We start from the raw sequence: 24692 nt of genomic DNA on the forward strand, positions 1-24692 counted from the left end.
GAAACTTTCAGCTAGCAACTTTAGACTAGGAGCATATCAATGGAACGAGAGGAAAAACTCATGAAATCAAACAAATGGAAATTCTTAGTAACGGGGTCCGCGACCCTCACCTTACTGACAGCTTGTACCCAAGCGTCATCTCAATCAGCTACAACAAGCAATACCGCCCAAACAACCGCTGCTTCTACTTCAAATAGTAAAACAGATAGCTCCAACTATTTTACAGATAAGGACAAGGACACTTCTTACGACGAAAGTACAGCCTCTACTGTCAAACTGTCTGGATCTTCTGCAAGTGTATCAGGTGACGGCGTAGCTGTATCTGGATCAACTGTGACCATCTCAAAGGCTGGAACCTATGTCATCTCTGGTGAATCCTTTGGGGTTCAAATCAAGGTCGAAGCTGGTGACTCAGATAATGTTCATATCGTCTTGAAAGGCGTTACCATGACCAACACCAACGCGCCAATCTCTGCTACGAAAGCGGGACATGTCTACCTGACTTTAGCAGAGGGCACGACCAATACCCTATCTGATTCAAGTTCAAATAATGATGAAGATGCCGATGCGGTCATTTTCTCTAAAGGCGATCTTACCATCAATGGTTCAGGTACGCTCAACATTGATGCTAAGAAGAACAACGGGATCAAGGCCAATGATACCCTCCACATCACAGGTGGAACCTATAAGATCACAGCTGTAGGGGATGCCTTTAACGTCAATGACGAACTCAATATCACCGGTACGACGATGACCATCGATGTAGATGAAGACGCCGTCAAGGTGGATAACGATGAAGACACTTCTGTCGGAACCATGTATTTATCTGACAATACCATGACCATTTCAGCTGGGGACGATGGCATCCATGCTTATGGTGATCTGGTCATCGATAGCGGAACCTACAAGGTAAGCGAGTCTGTCGAAGGGCTTGAAGGAAAATCGATTACCATCAACGGTGGAGATATCACCATCTACGCAACCGATGACGGTGTCAATGCAGCCAATGCTAATGCCAACCAAGATGAAATTTTCTTCACCATGAATGGTGGAACCCTTAATGTTGAAGTTGGCCAAGGCGATACCGATCCAATTGATTCGAATGGAAATATCACTGTTACCGGAGGAACCATCAATTTGACGGGTCAATCTGGATTCGACTTTGATGGTACTGCTACCTACACTGGCGGAGACATCTATATCAACGGTGAAAAACAAACGGAAATTGTCAACTCCATGCCTGGAGGTGGCGGCGGACCTCAAGGTGGCGGACCTCAAGGTGGTGGACCTGGAGGCGGACATCCATAATAACAAATAAAGGCAGGATTTCTTCCTGACCTTTTTTTGTTGCCCTTTTTATGATAGAATAGAAAATCAATCCACTTGTTGAAAGGAACATGATGAAAAAACAGACACTACCTCTTTTCTTCACACTCTTGCTGTCTCTTCTTTTTCTATCAGCCTGTGTGCCGGACCTTAAGATCAACTTTAAAAAAGAACCCACTACTAGCACCTCAAAAAAGAAAACCACTAAAAAAAGTAGTTCGAGCCGTTCTAGCCACCCGAGTCGTTCAACTAGTTCAACTAGCACAGGTAATTCCTCTAGCACTCCCTCAACTACTACGGAAACCACTTCTGACATCATCACAACCGAAGGGCTCCCTAGAAATGCCCAAGAAGCACCCAAGGATAAAATTTATGCAACAGGGAACTTAAAAGTAGCCTACTCTAGAAATGACGACAATATTTTTGTACAAACGCCGGATTATGAAGGGTATACGGCTGCTCTTATCCAAAAAATCCTTGGAAATCCAGAGAAACAACTAACAGACCCTGCTTATATTAGCGAATCTTTTCAAAATATTGAACTAGAAAATATTAAAAATCTCTACCGTAAGGGGAAAATTACAGAAGAACAAGCTCATGCCTTTTTATTGGGGGCAGTTGATCTGAAACAAGCTTCTAAATTTGGAGTAGCCTACACCATTTACACCTATAAAAACAACACCATCCAATTGGTCTTTGAAAACGACCAACTCCTCTATATTACGCCAAATCCTGATGTTGTCTTCTTTAAATAATGAATATTCTCGCTTAAACAAGCGAGAATTTTTGTTTCACATGAAACAAAAAACTCTCAACTCCAAATGAGTTGAGAGTTCTTGACGATTAGTCCTCTTCATATTTTTTTGGATTGTAAAACCACATCCCTAGTCCCGCAAATAGAGCAATGGTCATCAAAAGAAAGACCACTTGATTTCCAATTTCTCCTGTCATCGAAATCGTTTGACGAAGACCAGAGACGGTATAGCTCATTGGCAAGAATGGATGAATGGCTTGGAAAAATCCATTTGTTAAAGCAAGTGGATAGGTTCCTGCACTAGAAGCCAATTGCAAGAGCAAGAGGATCAACGAGAGGAAAGCACCGACCTTTCTTTGCCATGTTGTTAAAGCGGTCACGATAGACATGAAGGCCACACTACCGATCACACAAAGGAAGAGGGTAGCCATCTCATGATTGGCAGATAAACCAATCAAGTGAACAGCACCATAGACCAAGATTCCTGCAACCACCGCAATGGTTCCATTGACCTCAAAGCGAGATTTAAACCATGCCCAACGACTTTCAGGATGACGACCGGATGGCAATTTTGCAAAGATCATATTGGTTGACAAGGCACAAACAAAGAGTGCTACAGAGATCATATAAGGAGCCATTCCGACCCCATTTACAGGGACATTATCTTGATCTGTTTTAGAAGTCGTAACAGGATTGGCTAAGGTTTTTGCGTTTTCTTTTTCAGTTGTAGCAGCATTCAATTGTCCCTTAGCATCGTTTAATCCTTGACTCAAGGTTTGGCTTCCTGTTGCTAATTCACCTAAACCGTTTGTCAATGTTTGGCCACCCGTTGCTAATTTGCTGGATCCTTCTGAGATTTGATTTGCTCCGTCAGCTAGTTTATCAGCCCCCGTCACCAATTGTCCTGATTTCTCTGTCAACTGGTTGACACCTGTGACAAGTTTATTGACACCACCTGCCAACTCTGGAGTTTTGCTGTTCAATTGCCCTACACCATCAGCTAATTTTCCAGCTCCAGCAACCAATTCACCAGACTTACCTGTTAATTGTGTTGCTCCTGAAGCCAGTTGATTCATACCTGATGTCAAAGCAGGCATCTTACCATTTAACTCACCTAGTCCAGAAGTTAATTGATTACTTCCTGCAAGCAATTCCGATGATTTACTATCTAGTTGGCCAACACCTGCTGCTAACCGACTAGCACCATCTGTTAAAGTGTTACTATTGGTCTGAAGTTGGCTTGCCCCACTAGCGATTTTATCAACACCAGCTGTATAAGCGCCGATCCCTTGACTGATGGTTTGGCTAGCTGGCAACAATTGTCCACTAACTGCGGATTGGATCTTAGACAAGCCACTTGACAAGTCTGTCAAGGTAGAAGAAGCTGTTGGTAAAACTTGATTGGCTGCCGTTTGCAGCTGTGTCAAGCTATTTTCTGTATTCAAACTACTTTGGATCGTTTGGATCGTTGTCAAGATCCCTTGAGCTGCTGTTTCACTCGAGCTTGGACTCGATGAGATCGCCGCACTGATTTCCGCTTGTTGATCAGCTGTCATTGCTTGATAAGCTGCTGTCCCTTGCACACTTGCAAGGGCATTTGCACGATCCGCTTGGGCTGAAGCAAGGATCGCTTGGGCTGAATTCGCAATATTCGTCAAGCCAGATAAAAGTCGACTGGTATCTACCGAAGCATTTTGAATCGCTACATTTAATTGGTTCAAACCAGCTGCCAATTGCTCAATCTGTCCAGATTGACTTGTAGAAGCTTGTAGCTGGCTTGATAAGGTTTGAATACCTGATTCTAATTGAGAAACACCATTTCGTAGAGTAGCAGATTGGCTACTTAATTGACCCGCTCCCTCTGATAATGAAGCAACTCCATTTGTATAGGTCACTAAACCATTTGAAAAGTTGGATAGACCTGAATTCAATTGACGCACACCATTGGTATAATTCCCAAGACCGTCATTGAATGTTCCCATACCGCTGGTTAATCGACCAACTCCTGAGGCCAACTGAGGGGTTTGACTCGCCATTTGATGAAGGCCATTTCCCAATTGATCCACTCCGGTAGCGTAAGCCATCAATCCTGTATTAAAAGTGCCAAACCCATTATTTAATTGATTGACCCCTGACACCAAGTTTGGAACTTGACCAGCCATTTGATTGAGACCATTTCCCAATTGACCAACACCATCTGTATAGGCTGCTAGACCAGTTCGGAGAGTGGTTGCACCATCTGAAAATGCCAAGCTTGAACGAGCTAATGTATTCAAATTAGTGGTCAGTGTTTGCCCACCATTTTCCAACTTTGTTGCACCATCTGCTAATTGAGCACTTCCATCTGCCGCTGTCCCCATACCAGATTTAAGCGATCCCATTTTGGAAAATAAAGCTGTTGTATAAGTATTGGTCACTTTTTCAGCCACTGTCTGCTGCATTTTTGTCATCGCAGAGTCGCTCATTTTTCCTGCGATAAAACTATGACCACTGGACGTTTGGTAATCAATAGTCATCTGTTCCGGATGATTGGTTAAGATGGAGCTAGCTTTTTTTGAAAGATCCTCAGGTAGCGTTACAATCATATAATAATCGCCATTTTTTAGACCATCTTTCGCAGCCTTCTCATCTACAAAATGAAAATCAAGCGAATCGTTATCCTTTAAATTGGACACCATGTCTTTCCCGATTTCCATTTTTTGTCCATTATATGTAGCAGATTGATCCTTGTTGACAACCGCTACAGGAAGATCCGAAACCTGACCATATGGATCCCACATGGAAGATAGAAAAATAATATTATAAAGAGCTGGAATCAACGCAACTCCAAGCATGACAATGATAAATGTCGGCTTTTTAAGAACAGCCTTCCATTCTTTCATCATATTTTTTGTCTCCTTTTTATACACAATGTCTAAATTTCTGATATAATAGATTATACAGTTTCTAGAAAATTTCACAAGTAGGAATTTTATTTTTTGGACACTGTGTATAATTTTGTGCAAAAAGGATTAACAGATGACTGAGAGCAATAAACGATTAAAAACAAAACGAAATATTGAGGAAGCGATGGTTCAACTACTCGAAAAGGAATCATTCGACCAAATCACAACGGTTGAGTTGGCGCAAGAATCCGGCATTAGTCGCTCTAGCTTTTATACCCACTATCGAGACAAGTACGATATGATCGAGCGCTACCAACAAGCACTCTTTCACAAGCTTGAATATATCTTTGATAAACACCAAGACGACAAACGCCAAGCGATTACAGAGGTGTTCGAATTTCTAACCAAGGAGCCACTCTTTGCGGTTCTTCTGACAGAGAATGGAACCAAGGAGATCCAAACCTTCTTACGACATAAATTACAGATTCTTCTGGTTGATAGTTTGCAAGAGCGCTATAGTCATAAATCATTAACAGATATTGAAAGAGTCTACAGTTCTGTCTATCTGACCAATGCCTTCTTCGGAGTCTGTCAAATGTGGGTTTCTCGCGGAAAAAAAGAAAGCCCTCAACAAATGGCTGAATTTTTAATGAAAATGTTACGGTAACAGTGCCTCCTGATCTAGATAGATCAGGATTTTTTTATTAGCAGTTTTAGGTTTTAAGAAAACAAAAAGGGTAGCTAACCCAGAAATCAACGGTTTAAGACAAAACAAAAAGCCCACTGTTGTAGGCTTTCTGCAAGTTTTTTCTTAAAATTAAAGCATTTTGTTGTAGAATTCAACGACAAGTGCTTCGTTGATTTCTGGGTTGATTTCATCGCGTTCTGGAAGGCGAGTCAATGAACCTTCAAGTTTGTCAGCATCGAATGATACGAATGCTGGGCGTCCAACTGTAGCTTCAACAGCTTCAAGGATAGCCGGAACTTTAGCTGATTTTTCGCGAACTGAGATCACTTGACCTGGAGTTACACGGTATGAAGGGATATCAACGCGTTTTCCATCAACAAGGATGTGACCGTGGTTAACGAATTGACGAGCTTGACGACGAGTAGTCGCAAGTCCAAGACGGTAAACAACGTTATCCAAACGACGTTCCAAAAGAAGCATGAAGTTGAAACCGACAGTTCCTTCTTTAACTTTAGTAGCTTGTACGAACAAGTTACGGAATTGTTTTTCACCAAGTCCGTAAGAGAAACGAAGTTTTTGTTTTTCAGCTAATTGCAAACCGTATTCTGACAATTTTGAACGGTTATTTGGTCCGTGTTGTCCTGGTACGTAGTTACGACGTGCCAATTCTTTACCTGTACCTGTAAGTGACAAGCCAAGACGGCGAGATTGTTTCCAAGATGGTCCTGTATAACGTGACATGTGAAATGTCCTCCTATAAAAATAATTTTTGTAGGAAATAACGTTTTAGACAAACCTGATTCGTTCAGAAAGCCTTCGCCCAAACAGCAAAGGTTACTTTTCTAGCTGACTTCCTGTTGACGAGCTTCATTTTGTCCTGCTGTCATTTCGCACAAATTCTATTTTATCACGGAATAGAGACTTTGTAAAGTACTTCAAAACAATTTCAATGAAATTCAGACAATAATTCTATGATTCGTTTTTTATATTGCAATTGTTGCCAGTCTCTATCCGTTGCTGGATCCCATTTTAAAGGAAGATCTGCAACAATTTCTCCAGGATTATGATTCAAGATATAGACCCGGTCACTCAATGTCAAAGCTTCTTCGATACTATGAGTGATCAAAAGAGTGGTGAGACCAAGACGTTCCTTGCTTTCCAGATACCATTGATAAAGATCCTGCCTTGTCAATTCATCTAAAGCACTAAAAGCTTCATCTAGTAGAAAGACAGAATGGCCCAGAAGATAGGTTCTCAATAGCGCCACCCGTTGCCGCATCCCCCCACTCAGCGCATTGGGATAAAGGTTGGCGATACTTCTTAGCTTAAATTCCTCTAACAATTTTAGAGCTGTAGATGTCGCCTCTTCCTTAGGAATTTTTTTTAATTGAAGGGGAAGAATAATATTTCCCAATACTGTCTTATGTTCTAACAAAAGATCCTTTTGTAACATATAGCTGACTTTCCCAAAAGAGATCGGGGCATCATCTACTTCTATAGATCCCGTTTGCAAGGGAAGGATCCCAGCAATTAAATTGAACAAGGTTGATTTGCCAACCCCACTGGGACCTAAAATAGATACGATTTCTCCTTTTTGCACTTCTAGTGATACATTATTTAAAACTGCTTTATCTCCAAATGTGAAACTTACATCTTTTACTGTTAAAATATCAGTCACCTACCAATTCATTTGTGAAACCTTTGTCTCTTAAGTCATTTGAAACCAATCCTTGCTCTTTTGCCCAAGCATAAAAAGCATTCCAACGTTTAGGATCAAACTGCCCCCACTTGTCCTTGTCTGAAGCATATTGACTAGAAAGATATTTTTGGGAAGCCAGGACAAAATCACGCTGATTTGCCAAGGCAGGGGCCTGTTTGATCAAGATATCCGCAGCTTCTTCTGGATGCTCTATAGCATATTGGTAGCCCTTTTTCACCGCTTGAATGAATTTTTTTGCTTCCTCTTTATGAGACTTCAAATAGTCATTGTTAGCAATAATAACAGGCGAATAGTAGTCAAATGCAGGAACAAAATCTTTCATATAGAAGAAATTCGTCTTCATTCCCTTTTGCTCAGCCAAAATTCCATCCCAACCATGATAAATCCAAGCAGCATCAAAGAGCTTATTTTCAATCGGAGTAATGGAATTTGAATCACTATTTGGAACCAATTTTACTTGATTAAAATCAGCCCCTTCTTTTTTCATCATCGATTTGATCATTTCCAACTCAATTGGATCATTCCAGGTGCCATACCGCTTACCAACCAAATCTTTTGGACTTGTGATCGCTGCATCTTTTCTTGAAATAATCCCTGACGTATTGTGTTCGACGATAGCTGCAACAGCGGTAATCCCCGCACCTTTATCCAATTTCTTGGCCATAGAATCTTGGAAATAAATACCAAATGGAGCTTTCCCATTGATAATCAAATCAGAACTACTGTCTTCCGGGGGAAGTTTTATATCTACATCCAGTCCTGCATCTTTAAAGTAGCCTTTTTCCTTTGCTACATAGAGACCTGTATGATTGGTATTCGGGGTCCAATCTAGAATAAAATCAATCTTCGTTTCATTACTTGACGATTTTTTGACAGAATTTTGACAAGCAACCAAAAAAACAACTCCACAAATAATTGATAAAGCCAAAGCTAACTGCTTCTTCATAAGAAATACCTCTTTTACATTATTGTCAATTTATTTTTACACTATTTACAAGTTTGTCAACCCTTTTTCCACTTCAAAATGCGTTTTTCTAATTGGTCAACGAGAAACATACCGAGTAAACTAATAGCAGAAATTAATACAATGATCGCAAACATTGTATCATACTGAAACAACTTCTTCGATTGGATCATATAAACTCCCAATCCATCAAACCCTCCTAACCATTCTGAAACAACCGTACTGATAAAGGCATAGGAGACACTTACGCGTAAACCTGCAAAAAAATAAGGAAGTGCTGCAGGAATTTTATAGTGGACTAAGGTCTGAAAACGGTTGGCTTGCATAATCTGAAACAATCTCAAGATGTCTTGATCACAATGTCGAAAGCCATCTAAGAAACTAACTACAATGGGAAACACTACCGTAATAATAATCAAGACAAGCTTTGGAAGCATACCATACCCAAACCAAAGGACCAATATGGGGGCTAAGGCAATCGTCGGAATGGTTTGAATAACAACCATAAAGGGATAGACCAAATCATTCACCCATTGAAAACTATCCATGAGAATTGCTAAGCCAGCAGCCAAAAGAACCCCTATAACAAGTCCGATCAAGGCCACTTGAAGGGTAGACAAACTGTGATGCATCAGAAGCACTCGATCTCGCACAAAGGCAGTCCCAATTTCAAGTGGCGTCGGCAATACAAATTTTGGTAAGATGTTTAAAACTCCTGCCAACTGCCATAAAACAAGAAGAGCAGTAAATCCTGCAATCCCTATTAACTGCTTTGAATATCTATTTACAAGAGACATCGTAACCTCCTTTCTCACAAATAAAAAACGCCTCCAAAATAGGAGACGGATTGCACAAGGTCACTTAAAACGAAAAATAAATTTCATTTGTTTCCTACGCTGGCATTACCCAGATCAGGTGCGGTCGAAGCTTACACTTCCTCTCAGACTGTACACAGACTCCCATATGTATTTATTATAATAACTGATTTAGACGATAAAAGCAAGAAATTAATCCAAATAACGAATTAAATTCTTCTCTGTTAAAATATCTGAATAGGTGTAAGACTCCACGTATGTATTGGCCGGTTCACCTGGTAAGCTATTGTCGTTCGTATACTCGATAATAAATAAAGAAGGATAGACCTCAATCAAGCGTCCGAATTTATTTTTTTGACGTTTCCGTCCATTTTCAAGTGTCATTTCAACCACTTGTCCTTCATGAGCCTTGATCTCTTCTTTAATTTTTTTCATTTTTGCAACATCTGTAAATGCATCACTCATCTTATTGATCCTCTCTCTTTGAAATGCTTGAAAATTTATTGTATTCCTTTTGGAAAATTAATTCTACTGTTCCACGCGCACCTGAACGGTTTTTCTCTATAATCACTTCAACCGTATTATTGGGAATACCATCTTCTTCCTCTTCACCAGCCCGATCATAATAATCATCTCGATACAAGAAGGCAACAATATCCGCATCCTGCTCAATGGATCCAGATTCACGAATATCAGAAAGAACAGGACGTTTATCTTGGCGCTGTTCCACACCACGTGACAGCTGACTCAAAGCAATAACAGGTACTTTTAGTTCCTTGGCCAAAATCTTTAACTGACGGGAAATTTCTGAAACTTCCTGTTGACGGTTTTCTCTTCCAGTCCCTGTAATCAGCTGCAGGTAGTCAATCAGAATAAGACCGAGATTGCCTGTTTCCTGCGCTAATTTTCTTGCTCTCGAACGAATCTCAGTGATCCGAATTCCTGGCGTATCATCGATGTAAATACTCGCATTGGCCAAATTTCCTTGAGCAATGGCATACTTTCGCCACTCTTCATCCGTCAATTGACCTGTACGAATCGAATGGGATTCAATCAAGCCTTCAGCTGCTAACATCCGGTCGACCAAACTTTCAGCACCCATTTCTAATGAGAAAATAGCCACTGTCTTATCCAACTTGGTTCCGATATTTTGTGCAATATTTAGAGCAAAGGCTGTTTTCCCTACTGCAGGACGAGCTGCTAAAATGATCAACTCTTCCTCATGTAGCCCCGTCGTCATATGGTCCAAATCGCGATAGCCTGTCGCAATACCCGTGATATCAGAGGTTTGAAGCGAGCGGGCTTCCAAGCTACCAAAGTTACTATTCAAGATGTCTCGGATATTTTTAAATCCACTACGATTTGCGTTTTCACTAACATCAATCAGAGCTTTTTCAGCACCCGCAATGATTTCATCTGAAGGACTTGCGCCATCATAAGCTTGATTAATACTTTCCGTTAATCGAGAGATCAAACGACGTAGGACAGCTTTTTCGGCTACAATCTTCGCGTAATACTCCGCGTTAGCTGAAGTTGGTACCGAATTAATGACTTCTACCAAATAGGAGAGACCACCAATATTTTGGAGATCTCCTTGACCATCTAAAATATTTCGAACAGTCGTCGCATCAATCGCATCCCCACGGTCAGCTAGATCAATCATGGCTTTAAAAATCAAACGGTGCGAATATTTAAAGAAATCGCCAGGTTCGATATATTCACGAACAAAGACCAATTTTCCCTCATCAATAAAGATGGCTCCCAACACTGATTGTTCAGCTTGGATATCTTGAGGTTGTGTTCGTAATTCCTCTATCTCAGCCATAAAAAAACCTTTCTATCGATCGTGTTTACCCTTCGTTTACACGAATATTAATCACACTTGTAACATCTTGATAAATTTTTACAGGGACATCAATCAAACCTGTTGCACGAATTGGGGAGGCAACTTGGATATGACGTTTATCAATTTTAATGCCAAATTGTTTCTCAAGTTCTTCTGCAATCTTTTTATTAGTAATAGAGCCGAAAGTACGGCCATCTGGCCCAATTTTTTCAGTGAATTGAACAACAGTTGCTTCTTCTTCCAATTTCGCTTTAATCTTTTGCGCTTCTGCTAACAACTCAGCATGCGCTTTTTCTTCTGACTTTTGCTTTCCACGAAGTTCACCGATTGCTTGGGCATTGGCTTCTTTCGCAAGATTTTTCTTGATCAAAAAGTTTTGTGCATAACCAGTAGGCACTTCTTTAATTTCGCCTTTTTTACCTTTACCTTTTACATCCGCTAAGAAAATAACTTTCATTCTACATTCTCCTTTTCAATAGTTACTTCGTTTTCAATCGTCTCAATCAGTTGTTGACGAATACTCATCAAATCTTGACCCTCAATTTGAGAGGCTGCCGAATTGAAATGACCTCCTCCGCCAAGTTGTTCCATGATACGCTGTACATTGACTTTGCTTCGACTTCGTGCAGAAATCGAGACAGTCCCACTTTGATTACAAGCAATGACAAAGGTTGCTTCTACCTCAGACATGGCTAGCATACTATCAGCAGCCTTACTAATGGTTACTGAATCATAGGCTTTAGTCGTGTTGGCACAAGCCACTATGATATGTGGCAAAATCTTTTCACCTGTTAAGATCAATTCGTTTACTTCACGGTACTCATCAAACTGGATAGCAGAGATCTCTTGAATAGCTACACTATCACTACCTCTGGAACGAAGGTAACTAGCCACATCAAAGGTCCGACTTGTAACACGTGTGGAGAAGTTCTTAGTATCCAGCATGATTCCAGCCATTAAGACACTAGCTTGAATCTTCGTCAATCGATTTTTCTTCGACTTCTGGAACTGAATAAGTTCACTTACCAATTCGCTCGCACTACTTGCTCCACTTTCAATATAGGTGATCAGAACATTTTCAGGGAAATCATCATCTCGACGATGATGATCAATGACAATAATCTGTTGAAATTGTTGATAAAAATCTTTAGAGAGAGTCAAGGCTGTCTTAGAATGGTCAACCATAACCAACAAGGAGCGATCCGTTACCATTTGCATGGCTTCCTCTAAGGTAAGGATTTTCGTAACTTGTTCATCTTCTAATTTCTCAATCGCTCGTGAAATATCGCTGGCCATCGCATGTGGGTCATAAACAACATAGGATGAGGCCAAAATATTACTAGAGAAAAATTGCATTCCCACAGAGGCACCCAATGCGTCCATATCTAAATTTCTATGCCCAACAATGAAGACTTGGTCAACAGATTTGATCTTATCCGAAATGGCTGTCATCATAGCGCGTGTCCTAGTTCGAGTGCGTTTTACAGCCGAGGCCGTTCCCCCACCAAAGAAAATAGGATTTTTCTGTTCATTATTTTCCTTGACAACTGCTTGATCCCCACCACGAACTTCCGCAAGGTTCAGGTTCAATAGAGCCACTTTACCAATACCATCATGCTCTCCATCACCATATGAGAATCCCATACTTAAGGTAATAGGTAGTTCACGATTTTTGGCATCTTCACGAAATTGATCAATAACAGAAAATTTCGATTCCATCAATTGCTCCAAGACCGTGTAATCCGTAAACAAATAGAAACGATCCATCCCCACACGTCTGTAAAACATATGGTAGTGAGCTGTAAACTCTTCCACAAAATTGGCAATAAAACTATTGATATTGCTAATATCCGAATCAGAAATGACATCTTCTAGATCATCGTAATTATCAACAGAGATAATACCAATCACTGGCCGAGTCGTCACTAATCCGACAGTTGCTTCATACTCACTTGAAACATCAAAAAAGTATACAACACTTGATGTCTGATCAAAGTAAACCGAATATTTCTTATCGGCTACAGTGACATAATGGCCTTTATCTTCAAACAAGGTGTTGAGTAGTTTTTTCAATAATTCAACGTTAAAATCACCATCATCTGTTGAAAAAATCAATTCTGCATAGGGATTAAACCACTCGACTTCCTGAGTTTCTTTATTAATCTTAATAACACCTACAGGCATTTTATCAAGTAGAGATGCTAATCCACTTTCTGCCTGATGGTTAACATACTGTATTTGTTCGAGTTCATCTAACTCTGAAATCTGTAATTGGTATTCAAATAAAGCAATCAAAGCAGCTAAGACTAGAAAAATTGCAATAAGAGTTACATAGCCTTTGCCAAAGATTCTTAAAAAAATTGCTAAAATTGCAAATGAAATAAAACCAATTAACACATAATGGATGAACGATAAACGAAATTTTTTCATCATAAACCTCTTCACGGAATTATACCATAAATGGAGGTAAAAAGCGAGGTTTCTCTTTATTATTAAAGAGAAGATAGACAGGCAAAAAGCTTTTTCACAGTCCACTTATCTGTAAACCTCATTGACAAACTTGTCAACAAACAGAAAGGATTGCAAACTATAAAATTGAGGCTGAAAAACTATTTCAGCCCCATGAGATTAGTAATTTTATTTATTTTTTGAAATGCTCCGACTCTTGCCTTCAAGATAAACCATCAAGATAGAAATATCGGCTGGGTTGACACCTGAAATCCGACTAGCTTGACCAATGGTCTCTGGATTAATCAGTTTGAACTTTTGACGAGCTTCTGTTGCGATGGAGTCAATATCATCCCAGTCAATATTGGCAGGAATTCGTTTTTCTTCCATTCGCTTCATTTTTTCAACCTGATCTAAAGCTTTTGAGATATAACCCTCGTACTTAATTTCAGTTTCGATCAACTCGATAATCTTATCATCTAACTCTTCAGCAGCTGGTCCGATAAAGTTAACAACATCTTGATAAGATACTTCTGGTCTTCTCAAGAATTCTTTGGCTGTGACAGCATCTGTCAATGGTTTAAAGCCTAGCGCTGCAACCTTCTCGTTCGTTTCCTTTACAGGTTTTAACTTAATACTGTCAAGGCGCTTCATTTCATTTTCAAACTGATACTTCTTGGTTTCAAAACGTGCCCAACGTTCGTCATCAACTAGACCAACCTCGCGACCGATTTCTGTCAAGCGCATATCTGCATTATCATGACGAAGAATTAAACGATATTCAGCACGACTTGTTAACAAACGATAGGGCTCAACTGTCCCTTTGGTTACCAAGTCATCAATCATGACTCCAATATAACCATCACTCCGTTTCAAGATGAGCTCTGGTTTTCCTTGAATTTTTAGGGCAGCATTAATCCCTGCCACAATTCCTTGGCCAGCAGCTTCCTCATAGCCAGATGTTCCATTGGTTTGGCCTGCTGTAAAGAGACCTGAAATTTTCTTGGTTTCTAAAGTTGCCCGCAATTGATGTGGAAGAACCATATCATACTCAATCGCATAACCCGTTCGCATCATCTCAGCATTTTCCAATCCCTTAATAGAATGGACAAGATCTCGTTGCACATCCTCTGGTAAACTGGTTGACAAGCCTTGGACATAGACTTCTTCTGTATTGCGTCCTTCTGGTTCAAGGAAAAGCTGATGACGTTCCTTGTCAGCAAAGCGAACAATCTTATCTTCAATAGATGGACAATAACGAGGGCCAACACCCTTTACAACACCTGTAAACATAGGGGCCCGGTGTAAATTGCTGTTGATGATCTCGTGGCTTTGACTATTGGTATAGGTTAACCAACAAGGGATTTGATCCTTTAAATAATCCTCGTCACGCGAATTGTAAGAAAAGTGATTTGGATTCTCATCACCAGGTTGAATTTCCGTTTCTTCATAATTGATTGACGATGCCTTTACACGTGGTGGCGTACCCGTTTTGAACCGTCCAATTTCTAGTCCAAGATTTTTGAGGTTTTCAGCCAAATTAATAGAAGCAAGGCTATGGTTAGGTCCTGACGAATACTTAAGATCCCCAATAATAATTTCCCCTCTGAGAGCTGTTCCTGTCGTCACAATAACAGCCTTGGCCCCATATTCTTGGTGAGTCGCAGTTCGAACACCAATAACCTTCCCGTCTTCTACCAAAATTTCATCAATCATGGTTTGGCGAAGGGTCAAGTTTTCTTGGTTCTCAACTGTCTTACGCATTTCCTTAGAGTAGAGCTCTTTATCTGCTTGAGCACGAAGCGCACGAACAGCTGGTCCCTTTCCTGTATTCAACATCTTCATCTGAATATAGGATTTGTCAATATTCTTGGCCATCTCTCCACCGAGAGCATCTACCTCACGGACAACAATCCCTTTTGCAGAACCACCAATCGAAGGATTACATGGCAAAAACGCCAACATTTCGATATTGATGGTTGCAAGTAAAACTTTACAACCCATTCGGCTCGCAGCAAGGGAGGCTTCTACCCCAGCATGCCCCGCTCCGATTACAATAATATCGTATTCTTCTATAAAATTATAAGTCATTTTTTCTCCTATTCTTCAAGATGGATGTGTCGTAATTGTCCGTCCCAATCTGGTAAGGCAGTTTTCAAAAATGCCGGCTTCAGATTTACAGTATGTAGATCATCTAAAGCAAGCCATCTGCAAGGTAATGACTTCGCATCTTCTTGCATGGTTAACGGTGCATCTTCCAGCAAGTCCACCAAATAATGAAATTCAATGTTATGGTAGTGGATTCCAGCTTGTTCAAAGCGATTTTCAACAATGAAAGCTAACTGAACAGCTCTAGACGCGACACCCAGTTCTTCTTTTACTTCTCGAACTACGGCATCTTCAGTAGCTTCATCCACTTGAATGGCACCTCCAATTGTATAAAAACCGTCTTCATCTTCTACGACTAACAAGCGATTGTCTTTTACAATCAAAGCAGTCGCTCTCACACCAAAAACTGTCTGATTCAACTTGGTCCGAAAATCCCGTTTTTGCATTTTACATCCTTTCGAAACGACACAAAAATAGTCAAAACTCTGAGAAGCGCAGGACAAAAAAGCCTGCAACATCCATGAGCTTTGACCATCACTTCTATTGCTTTTATTATTGTAGCAAATTGAGAATATTTGTCAATTTAAATATACTGACAAACTTTACCATCTCGGTAAGCATTGTCAATTAGTCCACCACCGAGACACTCTTCACCATCATAAAAGACAACAGCCTGACCTGGCGTAATGGCCCGTTGAGGTTCTGCAAAAATAACCTCAGCCTTGTCACCCTTGACATGAACCGTCACCTTGGAATCTGGCTGGCGATAGCGGAACTTAGCTGTACACTCCAGTGTAAACTCTTCTGGCATCTCTCGTGTAAAGTGAACTTGACTAGCTTGTAAACTTGTTGACATCAGCGCTTCATGATAGAAACCTTGACCGACATACAAAATATTTTGACTCAGATCTTTACCAACGACAAACCAAGGGGCATTGTCTCCACCTTGTTGACCACCAATTCCAAGACCACCCCGTTGACCGATCGTGTAATACATTAAACCGGCATGTTCGCCCATATCCCGTCCATCTACGGTCATCATTCGACCTGGTTGGGCAGGGAGGTAGTTACTTAGAAACTCTTTGAAATTCTTTTCTCCGATAAAGCAGATTCCAGTGGAATCTTTCTTTTTAGCTGTTGCTAATCCTGCCTCTTCTGCTAAACGACGAACCTCAGGCTTTTCCAAATGTCCCAATGGGAACATGGTTTTTTGAAGTTGTTCTTGTGACAACTGGCTTAGGAAATAAGTTTGATCCTTTCCATTGTCAACGCCGCGTAGCATATGGACAATGCCATCCTCATCACGCGCCACGCGTGCATAATGTCCTGTGGCTACATAATCGGCACCAAGTGTCATGGCATAATCTAAGAAGGCCTTAAATTTGATTTCTTTATTACACATGACATCCGGATTTGGTGTGCGGCCTGCACGGTATTCTGCAAGGAAGTATTCAAAGACGCGATCCCAGTATTCTTTCTCAAAGTTGACAGAATAGTAAGGAACGCCAATTTGGTCTGCAACTGCTGCTACATCTTTGTAATCTTCCGTAGCTGTACAGACGCCATTTTCGTCTGTGTCGTCCCAGTTTTTCATGAAGATGCCAATGACATCGTAGCCCTGTTGTTTTAACAACAAAGCCGTTACAGATGAATCGACACCGCCACTCATACCAACAACAACACGTGTTTTCGAGTTATCACTCATAGGTTTCTCCCATCTTTTCGTTTCTCACGATTGAAGGTCGTGGTTTGCTTCAACGATTGAAGGTCGTTTTGAGCATTATCAATTGTAACACGCTTTATAGTAGAAAACAAGCATCATGCCATTCTACTTATTGACTATTGTATCTAGACGTTTACAAGTATGTAAATCAAAAAGAGTCCAATTGCTGAACTATTTCATCTACTTTAATACCAACCATTGGCCAGCCAGAAGTTTTTAGCTGCCGACCATGAACCATAGCGGTTGACAACATATTGATTGGCTACTTTTTCCTGATTTGCTTCGGATAAATCACCGTTTAAATAAGAAAGGGATAACTGATAACGACCATAATATTGGCCATTTTGCGCTGTGTAACTGCCACTTGATTCTTTCTGGGCAATCCATTCTTTAGCCGCTGCATCTTCGGAACTCAAGCCATCTGAAGCAGATACCGTAGTTGTTGCTTGTGTAGTGTTAGCTTTACTAGTCGCAGCTTGCTCTGTAGTATTAGTTGTTGCCTTCTCATCTTCAATCTCTAAAACCTGACCAACTGTAATGAGATTTACATTGCTAATCTTATTTTTCTTAGCAATCGCATCAACCGTTGTATTCTTCTCTTTAGCAATAGCTGATAAGGTATCACCTGACTTTACAGTATAAGAATCCGCATTTACTGCAATTGGAAAGAAAAGTCCTGCAAGTAATCCGATTCCAACCATCTGTTTCATCATCTGTTTTTTATTCATTGTTTTTACTCCTTAATTGGTATAACTCTATCCTACAAAAGAAATATTTCATATTAATTGAAATCGTGTGTCAATTATTGCAATCAGATGTTAGAAATACTAAAATTTCAGGATAATATAAATGCTTTAAGCACCCTTTAAGATTTCTACCATATTTAGGGAGAAATACAAGAAATCATCAGCCATATCTGATATAATGAAGTAAAGTGATCGCAAAGGAGCAAAGAATGAACTCTTTAAAATTCCAATCAGTTTTTGATATCATTGGACCTGTGATGATAGGCCCATCTAGTAGCCATACTGCAGGTGCTGTTCGAATTGGTAAAATTGTTTCTTCTATATTTGGAGAAGAGCCCAAAGAGGTTGAGTTCCAATTATTTAATTCCTTCGCAAAAACCTATCGTGGTCATGGAACAGATTTAGCCTTAGTCGCGGGCATCTTAGGAATGGACACAGATGATCCTAGAATCCCAGATAGTCTAAAAATTGCACATGAACGAGGCATTCGGATTGTTTGGTCTATTCAAAAAGAGAGCAATGCTCCTCACCCAAATACAACGACCATTACTGTAAAAAATGATCATAAAACGATTTCTGTCACTGGAATCTCAATTGGTGGTGGGAACATACAGGTTACTGAGTTAAATGGCTTTGCCATCTCGCTAAATATGAATACTCCAACCATTATCATTGTGCACCAAGACGTCCCTGGAATGATCGCTCATGTAACAGAAGCCCTTTCTCGCTATGATATTAACATTGCACAAATGAATGTGACGCGGGAAAAAGCTGGAGAAAAAGCCATTATGATTATTGAAGTTGATTCAAGAAGTTGTGAAGCAGCTATCGAAGATATTCGTAAAATTCCTCATCTTCATAATGTCAACTTTTTCAAATAAGGAGTTTGTATGTTTTATTCAATTGTAGACCTCGTAGAACAAGCAAGTACGCAATACGAAGGAAACGTCGCAGAGTTAATGATTGCTACTGAATTCGAGTTAACAGGTCGTGAACGCGAAGAAGTCCTACGATTAATGACCCGTAATTTAGAAGTGATGATTGATTCTGTAAGGTTAGGGTTAAATGAAAATCAGTCTCGTAGTGGATTAACAGGTGGAGACGCTGCAAAATTAGATCGCTATATCAAATCTGGTAAAACCTTATCTGACTTAACCGTCTTGACCGCTGCAAAAAACGCCATTGCTGTCAACGAACACAATGCCAAAATGGGGCTAGTCTGTGCAACACCTACAGCAGGATCTGCAGGATGTCTTCCTGCCGTACTTACTGCAGCAACTCAAAAATTAGGGTTAAACCGTCAGCAACAATTAGATTTTCTACTGACAGCTGGAGCATTCGGTTTAGTGATCGCTAACAATGCTTCTATTTCAGGTGCAGAAGGTGGCTGTCAAGCAGAAGTTGGTTCTGCTTCAGCTATGAGTGCTGCTGCACTGACATTAGCTGCTGGCGGAACTCCTTATCAAGCCAGTCAAGCCGTCTGTTTCGTTATCAAAAATATGCTTGGCCTCATCTGTGATCCAGTAGCGGGACTCGTTGAAGTCCCATGTGTCAAACGAAATGCAATGGGAGCCAGCTATGCTTTTGTTGCGGCTGATATGGCCTTAGCAGGGATTGAATCAAAAATTCCTGTCGATGAAGTCATTGATGCCATGTACCAAGTTGGCTCTAGTCTTCCAACTGCCTTTAGAGAAACAGCTGAAGGAGGATTGGCAGCGACTCCTACTGGACGCAACCTACAGAAAGAGATATTTGGAGAATAACATGCAAGCCTTATTTTTTGACTTAGATGGGACATTAGTAGACAGTTCTAAAGGAATTGCAGAAAGTTTTCAACACACATTTGACACCTTAAAGGTTTCCCAACCTGATCTTGAAACTATCCGAAGTTTTATGGGACCACCTTTAATTTCTAGTTTTGAGGCTACTCTTCCTGAAACCTTAGTAGATCAAGCAGTCACCATCTATCGCCAGTATTATCATGAAAAGGGCCAATACAAAACAACCCTCTTTCCTCAGATAGTAGATGCCTTAGAATCTCTAAAAAATAACGGTTTTGAGCTCTATGTAACTACTTCAAAATATGAACCCGTAGCTTTACAAATGTGTCAAGATCTAGGAATAGCTGACTACTTTAATGGAATTTATGGTTCAAGTCCTGTGTGCGTCCATAAAGCCGATGTTATTCAACACACCTTGTCAATCAATAACATTCCAAAAGAGGAAGCTCTGATTATTGGAGATACGAAATTTGACCTTATTGGAGGTCAAACAGTTGGAATTAAAACCATGGCAGTCACTTGGGGTTTTGGAAATCTTGAAGAATTACTCCTTTACTCACCGGATTATATTTGTCAATCTCCACTTGATATCCTCTCAACATTTAAAAAATAGGTTTACAAATTTGTAAACCTATTTTTTTTAATAACCCCAAGCTGATAAACCTTGTGAGCTATATGCATTGTATGCTGCCTGGATTTGATCATCAACTGTTGCAGTTGAACCCCAACCTGGCATTGTTTGGAATAAACCACTTGCACCAGAAGCATTTGCTGCATTCACTTGTCCATTCGATTCACGGGCAATGATTGCTTCCCAAGTAGAAGCGGGTACGCCAGTCATTTCAGCCATACGAGCAGCTGCATAAGAGCCTTGCTCACCAGCAGTATTCCCATTTGCTAAAACAATTCCACCACTTGTTGGTTGCGTAGAAGTGACTGTAGCATTCGCAGCATAAGTTGTTTGTTTTTGAGCAGTTTGTGCGGTTGCTTCAGTTACAGGAGTTGCACTTTCAGCAGGTTTTGCTTGCTCTTGTGGAGCAATTTTATCAAGCATTGATTTAGAACGCTCCCCCAACTCAATAATTTGACCTGCATAAATTAAATCTTCATTGGTCAAATTGTTAGATGCAATAATATTTTCTACTGAAGTGTTATTTTCAAGTGCAATTTTTGATAGAGTATCTCCAGACTTCACTTCGTAAGTTTCAGCATTCACTGTAGCAATACCAGAAATGAAAAGCGATGCTGCTGAAAGCAAGGAAGTGACTGTCCATTGGAACTTTTTACTGTTCATGAATTTTATTCTCCTTTCGAACATAATTCTATCATACACACAAAATGTTACAGTTTCTTGTAGAATGTATTACAAATATTACAAGAATATGTGAATTTAATGTAAAAAGCGCTTTGTGTAGCGCTTTTTCCTTATTTTTGAACCGGTAGGAGCTTTTCTATCCATTTTTTAGATAAAAAACGAATAACATTAAACACAGAATAACGAGCAATGCTAGGGTATCTTTCACTCCCCACTGAAGTATCCGATAGCGTGTTCGTCCCTCCCCACCTTTGTAACCTCTCGCTTCCATCGCAATTGCTAATGCATCTGCTCGTTTAAAACTAGAAGCAAATAGAGGAATGAGAATAGGAATAAAGGAACGGATCCTTTTTAATAGATTTCCTTCACCAAAATCAACACCACGCGCCCTTTGAGCATTCATAATTCGATTCGTATCATCTACTAAGGTTGGAACAAAGCGCAAACTCATAGATAGCATTAACCCAATCTCATGAGCCGGAACCTTAATAATTTTTAGTGGTGTGAGGATCTTTTCAACAGCATCTGCTAAACTTAATGGTGTCGTTGTCACGGTTAGAATCGTCGAATAAAAAATAATTAAGATAAATCTACAAAATATGATTGCAGCTTGTGCCAATCCTTGATCTGTTAATTTAAAAAACCACCATTGATATAACAATGTTCCTTGAGAGGTAGCAAATAATTGGAAAACAGTTGTAAACGCAATGATAAAAATCATTGATTTTAGGCCTTTGACATAAAAACCGATAGAAATCCTTGTTAGATACATTAAAACAAAGATAAAACAAAAGAGAAGAATATTGGTCTGCAGGTTATTAGCCCAAAAAAGAAGAAAAATGAACAAAAACATCGAGAGCAATTTTCCACGAGGATCCAGTTGATGGATGATAGAATTTCCAGGGATATACCTTCCTAAAATCATATTATTCATGAAGTAACATCTCCTTTAATTCCTCAATTTTGATTGGTAACCTCTCTAGATCCATTCCTCTTTGTTTCAATTGAAGAGCAAAATTCGTGACTTGTGGAACTCCTAATTGAAGTTTGTGTAAATAGTCTACCTGTTGAAACACTTCCCTTGGGGATCCGTTTAGGACAAGTTTTCCCGCTTCCAAAGCAAATACAGTATCAGCAAAGTTTGCTACATCATCCATCATATGAGTCACCAAAACAAGAGTCATCCCATTTTTATGCAACGTCTCAAACAGCGCCATCAATTCCTTTCTTCCAGCAGGATCTAGCCCTGCTGTCGGCTCGTCCAATACTAAAATCTCTGGTTCGATAGCTAAAATACCCGCGATTGCAACCCGTCTCATCTGTCCACCTGATAGTTCAAATGGACTTTTATCATAGATAGACTCTTCTAAACCAACGATCGCTAATTTTTCTTTGGCTATTTCCTCCGCTTTTTCCTTAGGTACCCCAAAATTTTGTGGTCCAAATGCTACATCAGCTAGAACGGTTTCCGCAAATAGCTGACTTTCTGGAAATTGAAAAACCAAACCGACTTTTTTTCTCAGGTACTTCATTTCTTTTGGCTCAGAATGATTATCTAAAACAAAATCTTCAAATTGAATCGTTCCTTTAGTCGGACGAAGTAAACCATTTAGTAACTGTAACAAAGTGGACTTTCCACTACCAGTATGCCCAATGATGGCAGTATAAGAGCCGTCCTGTATTTCCAAAGATATATCAGAAAGCGCTTGTCCTTCAAAGGGACTTCCCTCTTGATAAGTATAATAGACGTTCTTTAAAGAAATTCCCATAGTTGGTCTAATAACTCACTTTCTGTTAAATAATCCTGTTTTAGCGGAAAATGCGAGCTGAGAGATTCTTGGACTTGCTTACTAAACGGCTTATCTAGTCCAATCTCATGCAAATCATTTCTTGAGAACAATTCCCTCGGCGACATGGAAGACTCTAATTTTCCTTTTTGAAACACTAGGGTTCGGTCACTTAGGGCGATTTCAGTTAAATCATGAGTAATGGAGATAATCGTTAATTGAAACTTTTTCTGGAGTTCTCTCATTACTGCCATTAGATCCTCTCGGCCTTCTGGATCTAACATACTAGTTGCTTCATCAAGGATAATAATATTTGGTCGCAAGGCAATAATACCCGCTATGGCTACTCGTTGTTTTTGACCACCCGACAATCGAGAGGGTTCCCTATCTTTAAACTCTAGCATGCCAACTTGGTCAATAGCCTTCTCTACACGTTGAATCATTTCTTCCCGTGGAATTCCTTGGTTTTCCAAGCCAAAGGCGACATCATCTTCCACTGTTGCACCGACAAATTGATTGTCCGGATTTTGAAATACAATCCCAATTTTACTGCGGATTTCCCATATCGTTTCACGAGTCAACTGTTGCCCATCAATATAAATCTCACCAGACTCAGGTTCTAAGAGACCATCCATCAAGCGTACAACGGTAGATTTCCCACTACCATTGTGCCCAACAATTGAAAGCCACTCCCCTTGTTTCACGTGAAACGAAACAGTATCAATTTGATACTCTTCTACTGTTTTATCGTATCGAAACGATACATTTTTTAGATTTATAATATGTTTCATTTACTTAAATGTGTCTTTAAAGAGATAGCTACTTCCCTTAAAGTAGTCATAACCAGAATAAATTGTAAAAATCAGTGCGATATAAAGTAATACTTGTCCTGGAAGGGTTAAGTGACAAAGCAAAAAGATAATGGCAAACATTTGGCTAAAGGTCTTAATTTTACCTGGCATAGCTGCGGCAAGCACTGTACCGCCTGTCTCAACAAGCAGAAGACGCAAACCAGTAACAGCTAACTCACGACAAATAATAACAGCTGCAATCCAAGCAGGAACCATTTTTAATTCGATCATCATGATGAAGGCTGACATAACCAATAATTTATCTGCCATTGGATCGGCAAATTTCCCAAAATTACTAACCACATTCCATTTTCGTGCAAGGAAGCCATCTAAATAATCTGTAATACTTGCAATTGCAAAAATAACTGCTGCTACAATATGGCCAAGATAAGAATGGCTTAGACTTAAAATGGCAATAAAAATAGGAATCATCACAACTCGAATTAATGTCAACGCATTAGGAATATTTTCTTTTTTCATACTTCCTCCAAAAAATAAACTATCTTTACAGCTGTTTTACTCACGCTGTAAACTTATAAAAATATACGATATAAATCACAAATCCAAGAATAGCAAAGCTAACTAGTAGATAATACAAGATCGGTAACCAGCTTGTTTTCTGCCTTAATTTTCTTGAATGAAGCTCTTCATCATCTACTAAGATTTCCTCATCAAATAACAACTCTTTTCCTTCACGAAAAGCTGTCAATAAAATGGATTCATCTAATCCCAAAGCCCACGATAGCTTCTTTAAATAGATTTGGGCGTAAAAGGGACTCGGTAGTAAATCAAACTCATCGTTTTCCAACGCTTCTATATAAGGAGCTTCTATAGCTGTCTTTTTTGACACATCCTGTAAACTTAAATGTAAATTAACTCTTGACAATCTCAACACTTGACCAATCGTTCTCTTCTTCATATTTTCCCTTCTTGA

At 39.8% G+C, this 24692-nt stretch carries 25 protein-coding genes; 6 read left to right on the forward strand and 19 right to left on the reverse strand.

The genetic code is table 11. The annotated features are described in order from the left end of the window. The first annotated feature begins 60 nt into the window (after positions 1 to 60). A complete protein-coding gene (locus tag HMPREF9186_RS05970; protein WP_198006038.1) occupies positions 61 to 1308 on the forward strand; it encodes a carbohydrate-binding domain-containing protein in 1248 nt (415 codons plus the stop codon). 92 nt (positions 1309 to 1400) lie between these two features. Beyond that, positions 1401 to 2081, forward strand: a complete 681-nt coding sequence (locus HMPREF9186_RS05975; protein WP_009731900.1) for a DUF4947 domain-containing protein — start codon at positions 1401 to 1403, stop codon at positions 2079 to 2081. 88 nt (positions 2082 to 2169) lie between these two features. Here the strand turns inward: HMPREF9186_RS05975 and HMPREF9186_RS05980 are convergent, their stop codons facing one another. Further along, the gene (locus HMPREF9186_RS05980) at positions 2170 to 4965 is read right to left on the reverse strand and encodes a YhgE/Pip domain-containing protein (RefSeq protein ID WP_009731901.1); all 2796 of its coding nucleotides are present in this window, start codon (positions 4963 to 4965) and stop codon (positions 2170 to 2172) included. 133 nt (positions 4966 to 5098) lie between these two features. Here HMPREF9186_RS05980 and HMPREF9186_RS05985 point away from each other — a divergent pair, with 133 nt between their 5' ends. Continuing rightward, positions 5099 to 5632, forward strand: coding sequence for a TetR/AcrR family transcriptional regulator (locus HMPREF9186_RS05985; protein WP_009731902.1), 534 nt, complete (start codon positions 5099 to 5101; stop codon positions 5630 to 5632). Positions 5633 to 5782: 150 nt separating this feature from the next. Here the strand turns inward: HMPREF9186_RS05985 and rpsD are convergent, their stop codons facing one another. From rpsD to HMPREF9186_RS06045, 12 genes are all read right to left on the reverse strand, one after another. Beyond that, a complete protein-coding gene (rpsD, locus tag HMPREF9186_RS05990; protein ID WP_003002210.1) occupies positions 5783 to 6394 on the reverse strand; it encodes a 30S ribosomal protein S4 in 612 nt (203 codons plus the stop codon). A 205-nt stretch (positions 6395 to 6599) separates the two neighbouring features. Then, positions 6600 to 7331: an ABC transporter ATP-binding protein gene (locus HMPREF9186_RS05995; RefSeq protein WP_009731903.1), complete on the reverse strand. Its 732-nt coding sequence runs from the start codon at positions 7329 to 7331 to the stop codon at positions 6600 to 6602. Further along, entirely contained in the window at positions 7324 to 8319 is a 996-nt protein-coding gene (locus HMPREF9186_RS06000; RefSeq protein WP_009731904.1) for an ABC transporter substrate-binding protein, read from the reverse strand. The genes HMPREF9186_RS05995 and HMPREF9186_RS06000 overlap by 8 nt, the downstream gene beginning before the upstream one ends. A gap of 56 nt (positions 8320 to 8375) precedes the next feature. Further along, positions 8376 to 9134, reverse strand: a complete 759-nt coding sequence (locus tag HMPREF9186_RS06005) for an ABC transporter permease (RefSeq protein ID WP_009731905.1) — start codon at positions 9132 to 9134, stop codon at positions 8376 to 8378. A 210-nt stretch (positions 9135 to 9344) separates the two neighbouring features. Next, positions 9345 to 9617 (reverse strand): Veg family protein, encoded by a 273-nt coding sequence (locus HMPREF9186_RS06010; RefSeq protein WP_003009183.1) that lies wholly within the window; start codon positions 9615 to 9617, stop codon positions 9345 to 9347. Between the two features lies 1 nt (position 9618). Beyond that, the gene (gene dnaB / locus HMPREF9186_RS06015; protein ID WP_009731906.1) at positions 9619 to 10977 is read right to left on the reverse strand and encodes a replicative DNA helicase; all 1359 of its coding nucleotides are present in this window, start codon (positions 10975 to 10977) and stop codon (positions 9619 to 9621) included. 25 nt (positions 10978 to 11002) lie between these two features. Beyond that, on the reverse strand, positions 11003 to 11455 hold the full coding sequence (gene rplI / locus HMPREF9186_RS06020) for a 50S ribosomal protein L9 (protein ID WP_009731907.1): 453 nt from the start codon (positions 11453 to 11455) through the stop codon (positions 11003 to 11005). Next, positions 11452 to 13431: a DHH family phosphoesterase gene (locus tag HMPREF9186_RS06025; protein WP_037613974.1), complete on the reverse strand. Its 1980-nt coding sequence runs from the start codon at positions 13429 to 13431 to the stop codon at positions 11452 to 11454. Before HMPREF9186_RS06025 ends, rplI begins: the two co-directional genes overlap by 4 nt. Before the next feature lie 204 nt (positions 13432 to 13635). Continuing rightward, on the reverse strand, positions 13636 to 15537 hold the full coding sequence (mnmG, locus tag HMPREF9186_RS06030) for a tRNA uridine-5-carboxymethylaminomethyl(34) synthesis enzyme MnmG (protein WP_009731909.1): 1902 nt from the start codon (positions 15535 to 15537) through the stop codon (positions 13636 to 13638). A gap of 8 nt (positions 15538 to 15545) precedes the next feature. Next, positions 15546 to 16001: an NUDIX hydrolase gene (locus HMPREF9186_RS06035; RefSeq protein ID WP_009731910.1), complete on the reverse strand. Its 456-nt coding sequence runs from the start codon at positions 15999 to 16001 to the stop codon at positions 15546 to 15548. A 137-nt stretch (positions 16002 to 16138) separates the two neighbouring features. Continuing rightward, a complete protein-coding gene (gene mnmA / locus HMPREF9186_RS06040) occupies positions 16139 to 17260 on the reverse strand; it encodes a tRNA 2-thiouridine(34) synthase MnmA (protein ID WP_009731911.1) in 1122 nt (373 codons plus the stop codon). 203 nt (positions 17261 to 17463) lie between these two features. Then, positions 17464 to 18006, reverse strand: a complete 543-nt coding sequence (locus HMPREF9186_RS06045) for a M23 family metallopeptidase (protein ID WP_009731912.1) — start codon at positions 18004 to 18006, stop codon at positions 17464 to 17466. Positions 18007 to 18233: 227 nt separating this feature from the next. Between HMPREF9186_RS06045 and sdaAB the strand changes: the two genes are divergently transcribed. The 3 genes from sdaAB to HMPREF9186_RS06060 are packed head-to-tail and all read left to right on the forward strand — an operon-like array spanning position 18234 to position 20418. Beyond that, positions 18234 to 18905 (forward strand): L-serine ammonia-lyase, iron-sulfur-dependent subunit beta, encoded by a 672-nt coding sequence (sdaAB, locus tag HMPREF9186_RS06050; RefSeq protein ID WP_003002135.1) that lies wholly within the window; start codon positions 18234 to 18236, stop codon positions 18903 to 18905. A gap of 9 nt (positions 18906 to 18914) precedes the next feature. Further along, positions 18915 to 19787, forward strand: a complete 873-nt coding sequence (gene sdaAA / locus HMPREF9186_RS06055; protein WP_009731913.1) for an L-serine ammonia-lyase, iron-sulfur-dependent, subunit alpha — start codon at positions 18915 to 18917, stop codon at positions 19785 to 19787. A gap of 1 nt (position 19788) precedes the next feature. Further along, a complete protein-coding gene (locus HMPREF9186_RS06060; protein WP_009731914.1) occupies positions 19789 to 20418 on the forward strand; it encodes an HAD hydrolase-like protein in 630 nt (209 codons plus the stop codon). 27 nt (positions 20419 to 20445) lie between these two features. Here HMPREF9186_RS06060 and HMPREF9186_RS06065 read toward each other — a convergent pair whose 3' ends face one another. The 6 genes from HMPREF9186_RS06065 to HMPREF9186_RS06090 all read right to left on the reverse strand — a co-directional run bounded on the left by HMPREF9186_RS06065 (position 20446) and on the right by HMPREF9186_RS06090 (position 24677). Then, positions 20446 to 21099 (reverse strand): LysM peptidoglycan-binding domain-containing protein, encoded by a 654-nt coding sequence (locus tag HMPREF9186_RS06065; protein ID WP_009731915.1) that lies wholly within the window; start codon positions 21097 to 21099, stop codon positions 20446 to 20448. A gap of 157 nt (positions 21100 to 21256) precedes the next feature. Beyond that, on the reverse strand, positions 21257 to 22054 hold the full coding sequence (locus HMPREF9186_RS06070) for an energy-coupling factor transporter transmembrane component T family protein (RefSeq protein ID WP_009731916.1): 798 nt from the start codon (positions 22052 to 22054) through the stop codon (positions 21257 to 21259). Continuing rightward, positions 22047 to 22889: an energy-coupling factor transporter ATPase gene (locus tag HMPREF9186_RS06075; protein WP_009731917.1), complete on the reverse strand. Its 843-nt coding sequence runs from the start codon at positions 22887 to 22889 to the stop codon at positions 22047 to 22049. Before HMPREF9186_RS06075 ends, HMPREF9186_RS06070 begins: the two co-directional genes overlap by 8 nt. Further along, the gene (locus HMPREF9186_RS06080; protein ID WP_009731918.1) at positions 22874 to 23698 is read right to left on the reverse strand and encodes an energy-coupling factor ABC transporter ATP-binding protein; all 825 of its coding nucleotides are present in this window, start codon (positions 23696 to 23698) and stop codon (positions 22874 to 22876) included. Before HMPREF9186_RS06080 ends, HMPREF9186_RS06075 begins: the two co-directional genes overlap by 16 nt. After that, on the reverse strand, positions 23699 to 24238 hold the full coding sequence (gene pgsA, locus HMPREF9186_RS06085) for a CDP-diacylglycerol--glycerol-3-phosphate 3-phosphatidyltransferase (protein ID WP_009731919.1): 540 nt from the start codon (positions 24236 to 24238) through the stop codon (positions 23699 to 23701). It abuts the gene before it with no gap. Between the two features lie 40 nt (positions 24239 to 24278). After that, positions 24279 to 24677 (reverse strand): helix-turn-helix domain-containing protein, encoded by a 399-nt coding sequence (locus HMPREF9186_RS06090; protein WP_009731920.1) that lies wholly within the window; start codon positions 24675 to 24677, stop codon positions 24279 to 24281. Between the last annotated feature and the right edge of the window lie 15 nt (positions 24678 to 24692).

Origin of the sequence: Streptococcus sp. F0442 (genome assembly GCF_000314795.2) — a bacterium.
GTDB lineage: Bacteria > Bacillota > Bacilli > Lactobacillales > Streptococcaceae > Streptococcus.

Bases quoted from the DNA above. Each gene is read 5' to 3' on its own strand.
- HMPREF9186_RS05970 (WP_198006038.1), top strand. From the start codon at position 61: ATGAAATCAAACAAATGGAAATTCTTAGTAACGGGGTCCGCGACCCTC.
- HMPREF9186_RS05975 (WP_009731900.1), top strand. From the start codon at position 1,401: ATGAAAAAACAGACACTACCTCTTTTCTTCACACTCTTGCTGTCTCTT.
- HMPREF9186_RS05980 (WP_009731901.1), bottom strand. From the start codon at position 4,965: ATGATGAAAGAATGGAAGGCTGTTCTTAAAAAGCCGACATTTATCATT.
- HMPREF9186_RS05985 (WP_009731902.1), top strand. From the start codon at position 5,099: ATGACTGAGAGCAATAAACGATTAAAAACAAAACGAAATATTGAGGAA.
- rpsD (WP_003002210.1), bottom strand. From the start codon at position 6,394: ATGTCACGTTATACAGGACCATCTTGGAAACAATCTCGCCGTCTTGGC.
- HMPREF9186_RS06000 (WP_009731904.1), bottom strand. From the start codon at position 8,319: ATGAAGAAGCAGTTAGCTTTGGCTTTATCAATTATTTGTGGAGTTGTT.
- HMPREF9186_RS06005 (WP_009731905.1), bottom strand. From the start codon at position 9,134: ATGTCTCTTGTAAATAGATATTCAAAGCAGTTAATAGGGATTGCAGGA.
- HMPREF9186_RS06010 (WP_003009183.1), bottom strand. From the start codon at position 9,617: ATGAGTGATGCATTTACAGATGTTGCAAAAATGAAAAAAATTAAAGAA.
- dnaB (WP_009731906.1), bottom strand. From the start codon at position 10,977: ATGGCTGAGATAGAGGAATTACGAACACAACCTCAAGATATCCAAGCT.
- rplI (WP_009731907.1), bottom strand. From the start codon at position 11,455: ATGAAAGTTATTTTCTTAGCGGATGTAAAAGGTAAAGGTAAAAAAGGC.
- HMPREF9186_RS06025 (WP_037613974.1), bottom strand. From the start codon at position 13,431: ATGATGAAAAAATTTCGTTTATCGTTCATCCATTATGTGTTAATTGGT.
- mnmG (WP_009731909.1), bottom strand. From the start codon at position 15,537: ATGACTTATAATTTTATAGAAGAATACGATATTATTGTAATCGGAGCG.
- HMPREF9186_RS06035 (WP_009731910.1), bottom strand. From the start codon at position 16,001: ATGCAAAAACGGGATTTTCGGACCAAGTTGAATCAGACAGTTTTTGGT.
- mnmA (WP_009731911.1), bottom strand. From the start codon at position 17,260: ATGAGTGATAACTCGAAAACACGTGTTGTTGTTGGTATGAGTGGCGGT.
- HMPREF9186_RS06045 (WP_009731912.1), bottom strand. From the start codon at position 18,006: ATGAATAAAAAACAGATGATGAAACAGATGGTTGGAATCGGATTACTT.
- sdaAB (WP_003002135.1), top strand. From the start codon at position 18,234: ATGAACTCTTTAAAATTCCAATCAGTTTTTGATATCATTGGACCTGTG.
- sdaAA (WP_009731913.1), top strand. From the start codon at position 18,915: ATGTTTTATTCAATTGTAGACCTCGTAGAACAAGCAAGTACGCAATAC.
- HMPREF9186_RS06060 (WP_009731914.1), top strand. From the start codon at position 19,789: ATGCAAGCCTTATTTTTTGACTTAGATGGGACATTAGTAGACAGTTCT.
- HMPREF9186_RS06065 (WP_009731915.1), bottom strand. From the start codon at position 21,099: ATGAACAGTAAAAAGTTCCAATGGACAGTCACTTCCTTGCTTTCAGCA.
- HMPREF9186_RS06070 (WP_009731916.1), bottom strand. From the start codon at position 22,054: ATGAATAATATGATTTTAGGAAGGTATATCCCTGGAAATTCTATCATC.
- HMPREF9186_RS06075 (WP_009731917.1), bottom strand. From the start codon at position 22,889: ATGGGAATTTCTTTAAAGAACGTCTATTATACTTATCAAGAGGGAAGT.
- HMPREF9186_RS06080 (WP_009731918.1), bottom strand. From the start codon at position 23,698: ATGAAACATATTATAAATCTAAAAAATGTATCGTTTCGATACGATAAA.
- pgsA (WP_009731919.1), bottom strand. From the start codon at position 24,238: ATGAAAAAAGAAAATATTCCTAATGCGTTGACATTAATTCGAGTTGTG.
- HMPREF9186_RS06090 (WP_009731920.1), bottom strand. From the start codon at position 24,677: ATGAAGAAGAGAACGATTGGTCAAGTGTTGAGATTGTCAAGAGTTAAT.